Source organism: Kitasatospora acidiphila (assembly GCF_006636205.1).
GTDB lineage: Bacteria > Actinomycetota > Actinomycetes > Streptomycetales > Streptomycetaceae > Kitasatospora > Kitasatospora acidiphila.
In genome coordinates, this window is the sequence record NZ_VIGB01000003.1 from 7,942,789 (window position 1) to 7,958,604 (window position 15,816).

General features: G+C 72.9%; 11 protein-coding genes. All 11 read right to left on the reverse strand.

The features are described 5' to 3' along the window. Positions 1-44 precede the first annotated feature (44 nt). A complete protein-coding gene (locus E6W39_RS37460) occupies positions 45-332 on the reverse strand; it encodes a hypothetical protein (RefSeq protein WP_141637250.1) in 288 nt (95 codons plus the stop codon). After that, positions 329-2,008: a hypothetical protein gene (locus tag E6W39_RS37465; protein ID WP_141637251.1), complete on the reverse strand. Its 1,680-nt coding sequence runs from the start codon at positions 2,006-2,008 to the stop codon at positions 329-331. Before E6W39_RS37465 ends, E6W39_RS37460 begins: the two co-directional genes overlap by 4 nt. Then, positions 1,971-3,887, reverse strand: a complete 1,917-nt coding sequence (locus E6W39_RS37470) for an eCIS core domain-containing protein (RefSeq protein WP_181799627.1) — start codon at positions 3,885-3,887, stop codon at positions 1,971-1,973. The genes E6W39_RS37465 and E6W39_RS37470 overlap by 38 nt, the downstream gene beginning before the upstream one ends. Before the next feature lie 235 nt (positions 3,888-4,122). Beyond that, entirely contained in the window at positions 4,123-6,414 is a 2,292-nt protein-coding gene (locus E6W39_RS37475; protein ID WP_141637253.1) for an AAA family ATPase, read from the reverse strand. Continuing rightward, positions 6,411-8,159: a hypothetical protein gene (locus E6W39_RS37480; protein WP_141637254.1), complete on the reverse strand. Its 1,749-nt coding sequence runs from the start codon at positions 8,157-8,159 to the stop codon at positions 6,411-6,413. Before E6W39_RS37480 ends, E6W39_RS37475 begins: the two co-directional genes overlap by 4 nt. A gap of 3 nt (positions 8,160-8,162) precedes the next feature. After that, on the reverse strand, positions 8,163-9,470 hold the full coding sequence (locus E6W39_RS37485; protein ID WP_141637255.1) for a hypothetical protein: 1,308 nt from the start codon (positions 9,468-9,470) through the stop codon (positions 8,163-8,165). A gap of 3 nt (positions 9,471-9,473) precedes the next feature. Then, positions 9,474-10,946 (reverse strand): hypothetical protein, encoded by a 1,473-nt coding sequence (locus E6W39_RS37490; RefSeq protein WP_141637256.1) that lies wholly within the window; start codon positions 10,944-10,946, stop codon positions 9,474-9,476. Next, the gene (locus tag E6W39_RS40070) at positions 10,943-11,479 is read right to left on the reverse strand and encodes a hypothetical protein (RefSeq protein WP_181799628.1); all 537 of its coding nucleotides are present in this window, start codon (positions 11,477-11,479) and stop codon (positions 10,943-10,945) included. Before E6W39_RS40070 ends, E6W39_RS37490 begins: the two co-directional genes overlap by 4 nt. Then, a complete protein-coding gene (locus E6W39_RS37495; protein ID WP_141637257.1) occupies positions 11,476-12,489 on the reverse strand; it encodes a hypothetical protein in 1,014 nt (337 codons plus the stop codon). Before E6W39_RS37495 ends, E6W39_RS40070 begins: the two co-directional genes overlap by 4 nt. After that, a complete protein-coding gene (locus tag E6W39_RS37500; protein WP_141637258.1) occupies positions 12,486-13,694 on the reverse strand; it encodes a hypothetical protein in 1,209 nt (402 codons plus the stop codon). Before E6W39_RS37500 ends, E6W39_RS37495 begins: the two co-directional genes overlap by 4 nt. A gap of 11 nt (positions 13,695-13,705) precedes the next feature. Next, on the reverse strand, positions 13,706-15,814 hold the full coding sequence (locus E6W39_RS37505; protein ID WP_141637259.1) for a phage tail protein: 2,109 nt from the start codon (positions 15,812-15,814) through the stop codon (positions 13,706-13,708). Between the last annotated feature and the right edge of the window lie 2 nt (positions 15,815-15,816).

Consider the following 15,816-nt stretch of genomic DNA (forward strand, 5'->3'; position numbering starts at 1 on the left):
GCGATTCGCGTGCCGCCCACTCGTAGCAGGGCCGGCTGATGTGGTCAGGCGATCTTGTGGACCAGGTCGGTGAGGATGCTGGTCGGGTCGATGTTCGGCAGTTGGAACGTGACGTCCGAGGGGGAGAAGCTGAACGGCCTGCCCTCCTCGTAGTGGATGGGCGCGCTGACGCCGATCTGCAGGCCCGAGCCGTACTGGACCGAGGCCAACTGCCAGTGCTTCTCATAGAGGTTGACCGTGTCGAGCCACAGGTCTGCGGTCACCTTGACGTAGCCGTTGATGTCGAAGGTGAAGGTGGGCGAGGCGGTCAGCGATGCCTGGGCATCGATCACCAGGCCCTTCTTCGGGTCCAGTTCACCGTGACGCCGGCCTGCACCCCGCCCTGGATCCCGAGTTGTCCGCCGATCTCCAGGCCGGCCTCCGCGTTGACGCCCGGGATGCCGGCGCCGATCCCGCCGCGTACGTACAGCCGCAGGCCGGCGTGGGCGGGGATGTTGAGTTGGGCGGTGCCGGTGATCTGGGTCTGGTCCTCGTGCTCCGGGTTGTACTGCACCTTGAGACCCAACTGCTTGAGTTGGCCCGGCCCGACGCCGGCTGAGGCTGTCAGGCCGCCCTGGACGGTGGCGAAGATGCCGGCATGGATCGGTCCCGCCGAAACGCCGACGATCGGGATGTCGATGCCGACGTTGAGGATGTTCTTCTGCACCTCGATCGGATCGAACAGGTTGATCGAGTCGGGCAGTTTGATCTCGCCCATCAGTTGGACGCTGCCGTCCTTTTGGATCTGCACCCCGGCGGTGGCTTGCAGCCAGGGTGCGATCTTGGCGGTCAAGGCGCCGCTGCCGTAGGGGCGCAGTGGCCCGCTCGCCTGCGGTGCCCCGCCGCCCTTGGGCGCGCCGGGTTTGGGCGGGCCCGCGTCGGGTCGGCCGTCTGCGCCGAGGGGTTGGTTGGTGAGGCCGACGGTGAGGGAGCCGGCCAGCATGCCTCGGGCGTAGGCGACGGTGCCTTCGATGGTGTAGATGCCGTCGTTGTAGGAGGCGTTGAGGGTGGTGTTGATGCCGGGGATCTTGGGTTTGACGGTGCCGGAGGCGGCGACGGACCAGTGGTTGGGGGGTTGCTTGGTGACGGTCGCGTCGAGGCTGCCGCTTTCGATGAAGGCGCTGGGTGCGAAGGCGAGGGTGCCGCCGATGGTGAGGCCGGTCTGGTCGGCGTAGCTGATGGCGAGGGAGCCGCTCTGCAGGCCGGGGATCGCCAGGTCGGCGCTGCCGTCGATGGCGAACTTGTTGTTGGTGTAACTGGCGTGGACGAGTGCCTTTTTGATACCGGGGACCTTGTTGGCGGGGATGCCGAGGGTGCCGTTGATGCCCCAGGAATAGTCGGAGCCGGACTTGCGGTAGGTGAAGCCGAGGGCGGCGGGCTGGAACAGGGTTTTGTCGAAGTCGAGTTGGCCGTCGATGGCGAAGTTCTGCTTGGCGTCGACGGACGCGGAGATTTTGCCGGTAGCGACGGTCCCGAGGGCCAGGGAGAGGGTGCCCCCGACCTGGAAGCCGTTGGTGCCGGCGCTGACGGTGATGCCGCCGCTGGTGACCTTGAGGGGGGCCGGGAGCGGGAGGTTTTTGGCGTCGAATGTCTTCTCGAAGAAGATGTCGCCGCCGTCGAACACGACGTCGATCGGGTTGTTGCGGAGGACCGGGATCGACGGTTGCAGGATGCCGCGCGCGCTGAAGCCGGTGTAGGGCACCATCTCGGCTTCGGTGATCGTGATCGGGCTCAGCTTCTTGAAGTTGATGGGGCTGACCTGCTGCGCCAGCAGCTGCTCGCTCAGTTTGGCGAACAGTGGATCGTCGGGTTTCTGACCTGGAAACTTGGTGAGCTTCAGGCTGAGGGGCTTGATCTCCCACTGCCGGCCCCTGACGTCGACTTCTCCGTGCAGTTCCTGATTGGTCTTGTCGAAGTCGATCTCGGTGGCTTTAAAGTGAGGGAGGAGCTCCTTGAAGGCGTTGTTCACGTCCTTGCCGGAAGCGCTCCTCTGGTCCTTTTTCCAGGGCAACCGCACCAGTGCTCCGCCGCCTGACGCGCCGCCGACGATGATGATCAGGTCGCCCTTGCTCCCCTTGGCGTCCAGGCCCATTGCCTCTGCGTCGGCGGTGGTGACCTTGCTGAGCAGCTTGGCGGGCTCGCCGCTGCTGACCTCCGCAGCGGTCCAGTAGACGTTGGCGCTGCCGTTTATTCCGCTGAGATTGGCCCCAGATTGCCGATCTTGATCTGCCACTGCGGCCGGTTGTACTGGGTGAGGCTCTCGGGAACGGCAGGCCCCCGGGGTCGTTCTTGTGCTTCTTCCTCGCGGCGGTGAACAGGCGGGTGACTTGCTCGTTGATCGCGATGAACAGCTGTCCACCAGCGCTCTGGTTGGCCTTTGCTTCCCACAGCCAGTAGTTGTCGAACTCGTCCAATCCGCCAACCTGCAGCTCGACCAGGTGGTCGACGTTCATGGGGTTGTATTTCCGGTTTCGGTCCCAGTGAGGCAGTAGGGCGGTATCGATGAGCTGGTCCTTCGTGCCGACGATGACTCCGTCCAGGGGCCTGGCAATCTTGACGCCGTCCGTTTCGGCGTTCTGCCTGGCAGCAGTCGATCCGGCGACCCCGAACCGTAGCAGGTGCATCGCGCTCGGGTCGGTGGCCGGTTTCCGGTCCGCCACTGGTAGCTGTGCGGTGTCAGGCTTGATCAGATCCGAGATGATCTTTTCGGTCTCGCTGCGGTTGATGTTCTTCCACCACTTGTCCCGCTGTTTCTTCGCGCTGCTGCTGCGGGGGTTGGGTCGGACGGTTCGGGTACCTGCCTTGAACTTGGCGCGGACGTCGACTCCTGAGAGTTTCAGTTTCGCGTTGGCGTAGGGCACGTCAGGTATTTCGACTGCTTTCTTCGTCGCGCTGTCGATGGTCCCCTCTTTGCCCTTGTAGTACGGCGCTGCCGGCGCGTTCGCCGGTGCCGCTGGCGCGTTGGCAGCCTGCCGGTGCACCACTCCGCCCTGGTGGTGCAGCACGTGCGTCACCTCGTGCGCCATCAGCGACAGGTCGTTCGGGGACGCGTCGCTGGCCAGGAAGATGTGGTTGCCCCGGGTCACCGCCCTTGCGTGCAAAGCGCGGACGGCCTGGTCGGCGGCGGCGTCGTGGTGGACGACGACATGGCTGAGGTCGGCCTTGAGCCGGGCCTCCAGGATGCCGCGGGTGGGTTGGGGGATCGGCTGGCCGGGGCCCGGGTGGTCGAGGATCGAGGCGGAGTTGCGGCCGGCGTGGCCCGGGTGTTGGGTGGTTGCCCCATGGGGCGCCGGGTGCTGGGCAGTTGGCGACTGGGGCGCTGTGTGCTGCGGGGCAGCGGTGTGGGGTTGGGCGGGACCGGGGTGCTGGGTGGTCGCCCCGTGGGTTGCCGGGTGTTGGGTGGCCGATGTCTGGGGTGCCGCGTGTTGCGGGGTGGCCGGGTGCGGGGTGCTCGCAACCGGGGTCGCCGGGTGCTGGGCGGCTGGTGTCTGGGACGCCGTGTGCTGTGGGGTCGCCTGGTGTTGGGCGGCTGGCGTTTGGGGCGCGGTGTGTTGCGGGGCGGCGGTGTGGGGCTGGGCGGGGGCTGGATGTGGGGTGCTCGCCACCTGGGTCGCCGGGTGCTGTGCAGCCGCCGTCGGGGTCGCGGTGTGCGGGGCAACCGCGCGGTGGGCCATCTCCGGGTCGCCGACCACCTTCGGCGGGTCGCCCGGGGCGCCGGCGGAGGGGGCGGTCTTCGCGGTCGCGCCGTGCTCGTGGGCCGGGTCGCCGCCGCTGGTGACGTGCTTGGCGACCGCCTCGGCCTCCTTCTCGTGGGCGTCGTCGGGGTGACTGACCTTCACGCCGGCCATGGCGTGCGGGTCCTTCTCCGGCTCCCGGGCCGCCCGCATCAGGCGGTTGGCCTGCTGGTTGCCGACCGACCTCTGCAGGGCGGCGGCCTGGCCGGCCGGGGTCTGCTGCGGGGCCGGCTGCTTCTGCTCGGTGGCCTGCGCCGGGCCCGCATGCTGGTCCTTGGGCGCGGGCTGCTGGACCGGCATCGGCGGCTTGTCGGTCGTCTTCGCACCCGCCTGCTCCGGCGTCATCCCGTCACCCATGGTCCGCTCCCTCACCGAGCCCATCGCCGAGCAGTTCGCGTTCCACCCACTCGTAGTAGGGCCGCCCGAACTCGCCGGGCGTCACCGGAAGTCCGAGCTTCTGGTACTCGCGGCCCGCCGACACGACCAGGTCGCGGACACCGACCGTCTCCGTGCTGGGGTCCGCGCGCAGCGCCCGGAACGCCGCGTCCAGCACGATGTTCTTGATGCTGCCGCCGGACACCGGGAACCGGGCTGCCAGCACGGCCAATTGGTCGTCGTCGGGGAACCGCAGGCCGGGCGGGAACATGCCGCGCCAGATGCGCAGCCGCGCGGCGGCGTCCGGTGCCGGGAAGTCGACGATGGCGTGCAGCCGGCGCAGGAACGCCGTGTCGATGTTCTGCCGCAGGTTCGAGGCCAGCACCACCACGCCGCGGAACTCCTCGACCCGCTGCAGCAGGAACGCCATTTCCACGTTGGCCCAGCGGTCCCGGGCCTCCTTGACCTCGCCGCGCTTGGCGAACAGCGCGTCGGCCTCGTCGAAGAAGAGCATGGCGTTGGACTGCTCGGCGTCGGCGAACACCCGGTCCAGGTTCTTCTCGGTCTCGCCGACGTACTTGCTCGCCACCGCCGACAGGTCCACCTTGTACAGGTCGGCGCCCTGTTCACGGGCCAGCAGCTCGGCCGCCATCGTCTTTCCGGTGCCGGAACCGCCGGTGAACATCGCCACCACGCCGCGGCCGAGGCTGAGCCGCCGGTCGAAGCCCAGCTCGGTGTAGACCCGGCCGCGCAGGCCGATCCGGGCCCGCAGCTCCTCCAGTTGACGGCGGCTCGGGTCGGGGAGGACGAGGTCGTCGAAGCCGGTGTCGGTGTGCGCGTCGACGCGCCGGGCGAACGCGACCAGCCGGCGGCCGGACTGGCGGCGGCAGCCCTCGAACAGGTCGTCCGGATGCAGCAGCGGTCGTGCAGGGGTGCGCAGCCGGGCCACGCCGCACGCGGAGGAGACTGCGTCGGTGATCTGGCCGGCGGTGAGTTGGAAGGTGTTGGCCAGTGCGTGGGCCAGCTGGTCGCGGCGGGGGCGGGGGCGATCGAACGCGGTGTCCGGCGGCAGGAGTTCCAGCCACAGGGCGCGGCGCTGGGTGAAGTCGGGCACCGGCAGATCGACCCGGACGAAGCGGCCGGTGGCGACCGCGCCGGCCGGCTCCCACGGCTCGGTGCTGGTGACCAGGGTCGGGCCGGCGAAGCGGTCGGCGGCAGCGGTGAGGACGTCCCAGCGGTCGTCGTGCTCCGCGCCCCCGGCTCCCTCGGGGTCGGTGGCGAGCAGGCGGTCGGCACCGAGCCAGCACAGGGCCGCGCCGCGCAGCGTCGCCTCCCGGTAGCTGAGCTCGACGATGGTCGGCCACGGCTCGCTCGCGACAGTCGGGATGGTGGCGTGCAGCAGGGGCAGGGCCGCGTCGCCGCAGAGCGCGGTGGCGGTGCTGCGCCGGCCGGTGCCGTACGGGCCGTGCAGGAACAGCAGGGTGCCCTCGGGGCGGGTGCGCAGCCAACTCGCCATCTCCCGCAGCTCGTTGCGGCGGGCGGCGGCCAGCACCAGGTCGTCCAGGGAGGCGGCCGGGTCGGCGACGGTGAGCACCCCGGACAGGCGCTCGTCGACGCGGTCGTCACCGAGGAGGTGGCCCGCGATCCGGGGGTCGATGCGCAGCGCGCCGGACGGCCCGTGCTCCAGCAGACGGTGGTTCAGCAGTTGTGCGGACGCGCCGAACAGGGCGAGGCCGTGCTCGGTGAGGCCGTGCTCGGCGCCGGACGGCTCCGGGTCGACGATGCGCAGCGCCAGGTCGGCGGTCGGCGCGGACGCGGTCGCGTCGTCGAGGAGGTAGCCGAACAGCCGGCGGTAGCGCGGCTGGAGGTAGCCGAGCAGGCAGAGCAGCAGCACGTCCTGTTCGCGGCGGTCGAGGCCGAAACTCCGTGCCAGCATGGGGAATCGGAGCGGGACGGTGCTCTGGGCGGTGCGCTTGTCCAGCTCGGCCAGCGCGGTCGCCGCCGCGTCGAGGTGGGTGCGGGCTGCCGCCGGGAGCGGGTCGACGAGGGCGAACGGCTCGGCGAGGTAGCGGTCGATCTCGCCCTCGGCGACGCTGGGCAGGCCCCACTGGGTGGCCGGTTTGTCGGCCCCCAGCTGGTGGCGGAAGACCTCGATGCGCGCGCGGACCAGCAGGTCGGCGCGGTGCAGTTCGGCGGCCAACTGCGCCGCGCTGTCGATGTAGCCCGCGCTGTCGACGTAGCCCGTGCTCTCGGAGTATCCGGTCATGACGCTCCCATCCGGTACCGAACCGTCCGCCCGCCCAGCCACGGCACCGCCTCCAGCGGCCGGTCATAGCCGGCCATCGACACCACGACGTCCAGCGGCCCGGGTTCCAGCTCCACCACCAGCTCCTCGGCCGTCCAGTGCAGCCGCCCCCGGCGCCGCACGAAGTGCGCCAGCAGGTAGCTGCCGCTCGACTCGCTGAACTGGCCCAGCCAGCGCGACCAGGTGCGCAGCACCGCGCCCGCCAGCAGCCCGATCACCGCGTCGGCCTTGGGCCGGCCGAGCTTGCCGTCCGGCAGGTCGGTGTCGGCCAATGCGGTCAGCTCGGCCGGGTCGGGCAGCCGCTGGGCAGCCGCCTGGACCTGCAACTCGCTGCGCAGCGACGCCAGATGGTGCACCTGCCGCCAGCCGCGGCGCACCTGGGTCGGGCGGCCGGCGAAGGCCCGCACCGCGGGCTCGGCGGAGTCGGCACCGGTCAGCCGGCCGGCCACCGCGAGCAGGATCTCGGGCAGGAAGTCGGCGAGGCCGGCGCGCGCCAGCACGGCGGGCACCCGCAGCTCGGTGACGGCGCGCAGCAGGAGCAGTATTCCGGCGCAGGGACTGTCCTCGACATCCGCGTCGAAGTGACCGGCAAGTCCGGCGAGTTGAGCGAGCACCGGATCCGCCTGGCCCGCCGCCCAGCGGTCCTGCACCTCGGCGAGGACCGCGACGACGAATCCGTCGTCGGCCCACTCCGGATGTTCCGCGACCAGCGCGGCCCGTAGCAGCAGTGCGGCGCGCGGCCCGGGGCCGGCCACTCGCACCGCCGCACGCAGCTCGGGGCTCGCGGCCAGCACATCGGCCAGCGCCTGCCGGGCCGCCGCCTCGCGCCGCCCGGCCGGTTTCGGCGAGGCGGCGGTCAGGCCGGGGAGCAGCAGGTCGGTCTCCAACCAGTCGAACCGGTCGGCGAGCTCGGCCGGCGGGGGAGCGGTCGGCGTCCGCAGGTCGCCCCGGGCCGCGAGCCGCCGCAGCACGTCCACCACGACGAGCGTCAGCGCGGTGGAACTGCGCCAGTCCGGCACGGCGCGCGAGCGGTAGAGGCGAGCCACGTCCAGCGCGGCGAGCGGGACGCCGGTCCACAGCCCCCAGGCGTCGGCGATCGCCACGGCGGTGGTCAGCAGCGGCCAGAGTCCTGACACATCGTCAGTGGGAGCCGGTGGCCGGGCGGTGTCGGCGGCCAGCTCCCGGATCGCCGCGTCGGGCAGCGTGGCGAGGAGCGCGGGCAGCATCGCCTGCCGGTGCAGGGCGGCCAGCACCGGGACCGGCGGCTGGGTCGCGAGCAGGGCGCGCGCCGCGCTGCCGGTCGGCTCGGCGTGCCAGGCGGCGAACGGATGGAAGTACCAGTGCTGGGCAGCCGTGCCGCCGAGGTGTTCGACGAGGTAGGCGGCCAGGTACTCGGCCTGGTCCGCGAAGCGGATCACGTTGCCGTCAGCCGACGCTTCCGCCGCGACGGCGGTCACGATCGCGCGGGCCAGCGCCTCGGCCCAGTGGCGGGCAGCGGTCGGGGCGTCGGCGCGCAGCGCGAACTCGGCGTGCACCTGGCGGATGACGTAGACGGTGGGGTCGTCGCCGTACACGGAGTCCAGCAAGGTGCTGAGGATGCCGGGGAGTTCGAGGCGGGCGAGCTGGTCGAGGTGCGCGGCAGCGGCGGCCGGCTCGACGCCCCGCGCGAGGTAGTCGCAGGTCAGCGACCTGATGCTGCCGTCCACCGATCAGCCCTCCCCGGTCAGGTGCTGCGCCAGCGTGCCGGCCGTGGCGCCGTACCCCTGCTTCAGCTGCGCCGCGACCTGCTGGAGCAGCTCCGGATCCGCGGCCAGCGCCGTCGCCACCACCGACGCCGACGCGGTCGTCCCCTGCGGCCGGTACAGCCGCGCCGCGACCCCGGCCGCGCCGCCGATGCCGCTGAGCAGCGCCCCGGTGGCCAGCGACTGCACGGCGGCGCTCGGCGCCAGCGCCGCGGTCGCCGGGGCGCTGAGGTTGCCCTGCACCGTCAGGTTGCCGTGCACGGTCACGGTGTTGTCGCCGCGGACCGTCAGACAGGGCGTGAAGGTGGCCTTGTCCGCCGACCACGTGCCGATCACCAGCGCGTTCGCCGCCCCGGAAGGCAGCTCGACGCGCAGCTCCCGCTGGGTGCCGCTCTGCGCGCCGTAGACCTGCCACGGCTGCGCGGCGTCCATCGGAGCCTTCGCTGACGCCTCGGCCGGCGTTGACTGCGCGGCCTGGACCGGGAACTCCAAAGCCCCCTGCTCGATGCGCAGTTCGCCGTTGACCGCCAGGTTGCCGTGGACCGTCGCCGTGCCGGTCGCGGCGATGTCGAACAGCGGGTCGGTGTTCGAGTCGGCGCGGACCGCGAAACGGGTCGGATCGGTGTCCGCCGCCGCACCGAGGTCGATCCGGGCGTCGCCGCGCGGGTGCGCCACCGAGGCGGCGACCAGGCCGGCGTAGCGACGGCCGGATCGGTCGATCGCAAGGCCGGACCCGGTGGTGCGGCGGACCCGGCCGAGCAGCACCGGCCACGGCATGGTCTCCTCCGGCGCGGTCCGCTCCGGGCCGAACTCGAGGTCACCGGGCGGCACTTGCGGCGGCTGGTTGGCGTCCACGGCGTCATCGGCCGCGGTGATCAGCAGCCGGGGCAGCTCCAGCCAGCGGTAGTAGGCGGTCGCCTCGCTGCCGCAGGCCCCGTAGCCGGTCGGCGCGGTGTCGGAGCCGGCCCGGTCGTAGATCAGCCAGATGTCGTAGGCGATCTCGCCGGTCAGCGGCGCGGGCGGCAGCGGCGGCACGGTCATCCGCTCGATGACCACGACCTCCCGGCCGTAGCCGTCGACGGCGAGGCCCGGCTGCACGGCGAGCGGGCCGCCGTCCGCGGTGAGGTCCAGGCCGTGCAGGATGCCCCAGCTGTGGCCGGCGACGTTGTGCCGGCGCCGCATCGCAACGTGGTAGGCCTGCTCGTCGCTGAAGTCCTGCGGGCGCAGGAACTGCCGGTCGAAGTACCGCACCCGGACGATCCGGTCCGCGTCCACGGTCTACCTCCAGTGAAACCGTCCAGTCCGGGGACTGGCGCTGGGATTGGGGACCGGCGGCACGCTCCGCCAGTCGAAACTGGTGACCCCGAGCGTGACCTTGCCACCGGGCAGCAGGCCGAGCGCGACCACCTCGACGTGCACGGTCACACTGTCGGCCGCGGGCAGCGGCACGCTGCCGGGGATCTCGAACTCGGCGTCCGGCTGCAGCAGTTGCGACGACCCCAACCGCTCGCTCTTCTGTACGCCGTTGACCGTGATGACCGCCGCCACCGTCAGGTCGGTCACCGCCTGACTGGTGATGCTGGTGACCTTGACGTCGTAGGCGAGGGTCTGCGGCGGCACCACCGGCGCCGCGGCGGCCTTCCGCGCGGACTTCTGCTGCTGCGGCGGCGGATTCGGGTCCTGGACGACCGCTGCGACGGTCAGCGCCGAGTTGTCGAACAGGTCGCCGCTGAACTGCCGGTCGATCGCCAGGCTGCTCTGCCCGACCGCGCCGGTCCAGGTGCTCATCAGCGTCGCGGCCAGCCGGGGGTCGCCGGGATCGACGGCCAGCGGCCCGAAGATCAGGGTGCCCTCGACGTCGAGGGAACCGACGGTGGTGTCGCCACCCGCGTGGACCACCAGCGGCAGGGCGCCGTCCGGGGCGGTGCCCACCGCGAACCGGTACCAGTCCGGCACCTCGGTAGGCCCCGGCGCGCCCATCTCCACGCGCAACTCCTGCCCGGTCTGCACGCCGTCGGCGAGGATCGCCGCGCGGTACCAGCGCCACGGCGACGCCGTCTTCGGCGCGGGTACCGCCGGGTCGAACCGGAGCGGCCCGCCCGGAGCGAGCCGCGCGCCGTGGGCGATGACCGAGCCGTTGACGGCCGTCCCGGTCGTCGGTGACACGGCCAGGCGCGGCACCGGGCGGCCGGCCGGGTCGGGGAGCGTGACGGTGAGCGCCGGGTCGTGATCCAGTTGCATGGTCCCGCCGGTGGGAGCGGCCACGGCCGCGCCCTCGGCGGTGCCCCACGTGACCGGACTGGACGCGGGCACGTACGGCGGCCCGGTGGACGCGACCAGCCGCCCGAGGTAGACCGTCCCGGCCGGCCCGGCCACGTCGTCGCCGGGCTGGACCTGGGTTACGTGGACGTCGGCGCCCTCGGTGACACGATCGGCCGCTGTGACGTCCTCGCGGTAGCCGAGGAACAGGTCCAGCGCCGCCGCGCCGGCCGGCAGGTCCGACCAGCGCAGCAGCACGGGATCCGGCAGCACCACGGCCCGGCCGAGGCCGTCCACGGCCAGCCCGGCCGCGATCTGGCAGCCGGTGTGCCGGGTGGACAGGCCGAGGCCGTGAGCCACCCCGGCGGTGTGCGCCGTGGTGTCGTGGCGACGGCGGGTGGTGATCCGGTACTCCTGCTCGGCCTCCAGGTCGGCCACACCGAGCTGCTGGTTCTCCCGGTAGTGCGGGCGGATCAGATCGGGCCGGGTCATGACGACCCCGGGGCGGGCGGCTGTGCCGGGGCCGGGGTGATCGGTGCCGCAGGTGCCCCAGGTGCCCCAGGTGCCGCAGGGGGCGGGCCCGGTGTCGTCGGTACCTGGGCCTGTTCCGTTGCCCGCGTCATCGGCACGGAGTTGTCCGCTGTCGCCTGTGCCTGCGCCCGTGCCATCGGCGGTACCTGCGTCTGCACCTGTGCCGTCGTCGGTGCTGGTGCTGGTGCTGGTGCTGGTGCTGGTGCCGGTGCCTGTGCCTGTGCCGTCGTCGGCGTCACCGGCGCGGCGTTGCCCGTCCGGAACCCGACCACCCGCAGCCCCGTGAGATGCGTCGCCTGGTGGGACGGCACGAAGTAGGCCACGTCCACCGCGTCATCGGCCCCGAAGAACACCGGCGGCGTGCCGAGCATCGTGATCAGGTCGTCCAGGGTGGACGGCGCCCACTGCCTGACACCGCTGACCGACACGCCGAGGTCCCGCAGCGCCAGTTGGGCCTCTTCGAGCCGGTGCCAGACCACCCGGCCGAGGTTCACCCGACCGAACGGAGCCGGCCACTGGACCGGGCCGAAGTCCCTGCGGAAGGGCGACACCGGGTCGATCGCCTTGACCACCCAGTGCCTGACCTGCTGGGCGTCGTCCTCGGCGGCCAGCCAGACCCGCGCCAGCGGCACCGCGTCCCCGGGACACCCCGGCGGGCGGGACCCTCCCCCAGACTCCGTCCGGGGGTGCCCCATAGCAGGGAGAGGATCCGGTCCTGGGCGATCCAGAACAGCAGCTCCGTGAACTGCCCGGCGTCGAGCGCGCCCGAGCCGCCCACCCGGTCCGCGACGAACGGGAAGTGCCGCAGCGGCCGTTCGCGCAGTCGCGCGCCCAGCCAGGACTTCAGGCCCGCGTCGTTCGCGGTGCCCGGCAGCCCGTCGGCCTGCGCTCGGTACAGGACCGCGACGGCGTCCTCGTAGGCCTGCTGCCACTGCCGCCAGTCCGGCCGGTCCGGCTCGCTGCCGTCGACCACGGACACGCAGCGCAGCTCGAAGGACTCCACGATCCGGCTGTCCTCGCACTCGCCGGCCTGCGAACAGCCCGCCGTGCCGAGCGCGGGCACCGGGTCCTCGCCGACCTCGCGGTAGGCGATGCCGATGTCGAGGACGCACGCCGTCGGCGGCTCACCGGACGGCGCCCCGCACGGCGAGGTCGGGTCCGGGCAGGAGGCCGCGAGGTCGAGCGTGGTCGCGGAGCCGACGACGACGTCCTCGCCGCAGGAGCTGACCGCGTAGCCGGGCTGGAGGACCACGGTCGCCGCCGAGGCCCCCGGCGTCGGGTCGAGGCCGATATCCAGGCCGGTCACCACGCCCCAGCCGTCCCGGTACCGGCCCAGCCGCCGCCGGTCCAGCACCCACGAGGCCAGCCCGGACAGGTCCTGGTCGGTGAGCAGTTGGCCGCAGAAGAACCGCGGGCGCACCAGGGCCTCCAGCCGGCACCGGCGCCCGTCACACGGCTGCGGGCAGCCACACCCGTGGCCGGCCACACTGAGCACGGCGGTCATCGTTCAGTCCTCCGGTCGTCGTCATCGTCGTCGTCGCGAACCTCGAACCAGCTCTCGAACAGCCCGCCCTGCACGCCGTCCCCGGACGGCAGCCGGCCGCGCAGGTGGTTGCCGTCCACCGGCACCCCGCGGCAGTCCGGGATGAAGTCGCAGCGCAGCGACACGAAGACGGTGGTGTCGCGCAGTGCGCGCCGGCCGTGCCCCGCGATGTAGCTCGGGTCGATGGTGAACACCGCGACGCAGCCGTCGTCCTCCAGGCGGGCCGGCAGTTCCTCCGGGTAGGGCAGGAACGCCAGCGCCTCCGAGGGGCCGGTCGCGTACTGCACGACGAAGGTGTACGGGTTCACGCCGTGCCCGGCGCGGTGGCTGTGCCGTAGCGGCCGGTCGAAGTGGACCCGCAGCTCGCCGCGCAGGTGCTCGCGCAGGTGGCGCAGGGTGACCGCGCCGCCGTGCGGCCAGTTCACGTGGGTGATGTGGGTGAGGTCGGCCGGGGACGGCGGCTGGACGCGGCGGCCGTCCAGGTCGAGCTCGAAGCCGCCCTCCGGCAGCGGGATGATTCGGGCCAGCGGGACCAGGTTGCCGCACGGGCACTCCGGCTCCGGGCAGTGCCCGCCGCAGCCGCGGTGCCGGCGGTGCCGGCGGTCGTCATCCGCACAGTCGTTGTCGTCGCCATCGCAGTCGTCGCCGTCGCCGTCCTCGCACGGATCGTCCGGCCAGCACCCCGGTGTGACGTCCGCGACCACCAGCTGCACGCCGTCCCGGAACCGGTTGTACTCGCGGTGGCGAGGGTCGCCGGTCTCCTCCGCGTAGAGCGTCGGTACCGGCTCCACCTGCTCCTCGGTGAACTTCGCGCACAGCAGGTACGGCTCCGACCGCTCCGGAAGCTCGAACGCGGTGTCGCAGCGCAGGATCAGCTCCCGGCCGTGGCAGTCCAGCGCGAAGCCGGCGGTCACCACCACCCAGGTCCGGGCGCACTCGGGGCGGGGGTGCCGGTGCACGTCCAGCCCGCACACGATGCCCCAGCCGTGCAGCAGCCGGTTGTGCAGCCGGTGGTGGTCCAGCAGGTAGTCGGTGTCGGCGGCGAAGTCGCGGGCCGCCATGAACTTGCCGGTGAAGTAGCGGTTGCGTTCGGCCTCCACCTCGCCGGTGTGTCCGCTGTGGTCGTGGCTGCCATCGTCGTGACATCCGCACCGTCGTGCTGACATGCGTCCTCTCCTCACCTGATCCCGGTTCCGGTGTCGATGCGGGTCGTCGCTTCGACCCGTACCGGTTGCTGTGGTCGTGCGGATGCCAGCACCGTGTCCCAGCCGAGTCGGTGCCGCGGTGCGCGGCTGGGTGGTGCGGCGGCGTCGTGGGCGCAGGCCAGCCGCGCCCGGGGCACCGCGCCGATCACGGTGTCCAGGCCGACGGCGGACTGCACGGCCACCCGCAGCCTGGGCTCGACGAGGTCCAGGTCGTACCGGCTGGTGGCCGGGCGTTCGGCGGCCAGCAGCCGATGGACGGCCCGCTCGTCCTCCGCGGTCCGCACCCACACCGACGGCAGGTACACGCGGAAGCTGTTGGCGGTCTGCGTGAACAGGTCGTGCGCAGGGTCCCCGGTCGACACCAGGCGGGCCCGCCCGACCTCGGCGTAGGCGCCGAGCCGCAACCGGGCCACCACGTCCGGGCTCCAGAGCGGCAGCGGCGTCGGATCCGTGGACCCCAGCTGCAGTCGGCCCCTGGTCCGGAAGCCCTCGACCAGCGCCGGCAGGCCGATCTCGCCCGCCGGGACACCGGACTCGGTGGCCAGCAGCGCGGCCAGCAGCTCGGTGATCGCCGCCGGGGTGCCGCGCCGGCGCAGCACCGCCAGGCTCGCCAGCAGCCAGGCGCGCTGCTGCTCGGCGGTCCAGCGCTGGTCCAGCGGGACGCCGACCCAGCCGGCCAGGTAGCCGAGCGGCGCGCCGGCCGGCACCGCCTTCGGGTCGATGTACGCCGGCAGGTCGGCGATGCGCGCCGCCACCTCGTCCCATTCGGCCTGGAACACGCCGAGGAACCGCTCCAGGAAGTCCTTGCCGTCGGCGTCCATGCCGAAGACGGCCGGCAGGAACTCCAGGTACGACGAGCGCGGGTAGTGCGCGCGCACCGCGCGGACCAGCGGCGTCGCCCGGCCCGGCCCGGTCAGCCGCAGCCGGACGGCGAGGTAGCGGCCCGGGGCGCTGCGGACGGGCCAGTCGACGTCGGCGGACAGCGGCGCGGCGGCCGGGGCGTGCGCCTGGCCGGTCTGCGCGCCGGCGGCCGTCCACTCACCGAGGCCGGGCGTGTCGGAGGTGGTGGTCTCCACCGCGACCGAGGTGCCCGGCGGCAGCGCGGCCAGGTCGAGCCGGACCCGGTCCCAGACGCAGCGGTAGATCCGGCTGTCGAGGACGGCGCTGACCCACTCGCCGTCGCGCCCGTACGGCTTGGGGCCGCGGGTGGGCCGGGGCGGCGGCACCGGCTGCCCGGCGCGGTCGAACGCCGGGCCGTGCGGCGCGCTCGACGCCGGCTCCGCGACATCGCCCTCGCGGTCCGGGTCGGCGTGCCGGTCGCACTCCCCGGTCAGCCCGGCCGGCAGCACGAACACGGCGGCGAGCAGCCGGATCGGCGGCGCGGTGAACAGCGGGCGCAGCGGGCCGGGGTCGGTGAAGACGGGGCCGCGGCGGCCGGCGGCGTCGTACCGGGTGAGCGCGCCGGGGCTGGCGAGGTAGACCGTGCCGCCGTCGTCCATGGCCAGCCCGGTGGCCCGGCCGGCCTGCTCGGCCGCGGTGAAGAGCACCCGCGGCTCGTCCTCGTGCGGCAGGTGCCGCCAGACCGTGCCGGTGGCGGCGTCGAGCAGTTGGGTGGCACCGCCGCCGGTCCGGACGTCGGCGAGGTCCCAGTCCCCGGTCCAGACGTGCCGCAGGCTCAGCTCCGGCAGGCCGTAGGCCAGGACCCGCCGGTGGAGCCGGTCGGCCAGGTACAGCAGCCGCCCGGTGATCGCGATGTTCACGACCCGGCCGAGCTCGGTCACGTCGCCGCGCGGTGGCGGCACCGCGCCGAGTACGGGCTCGAACCGCTGCGTCGCCGGATCGAAGCGCCGGACCAGGGCGCCACCGGGGTCGAGCAGGTAGCAGATCCCGTCCTCGGAGACCGCGAATCCGGTCGGCAGCACCAAGCCGCCCAGGCTGCCGTCCTCGGCCGCCAGTCCCAGCGGGCCGTCCGGGATCGTGGCCAGCCGCAGGTCCGGGCCGGCCACGACACCGTCGGCGCTCGCCGTCCGCCAGCCGGTGCGGGCGTCGAGCAGCCAGTGGGTGGGTCCTTGCGGTCGCACCG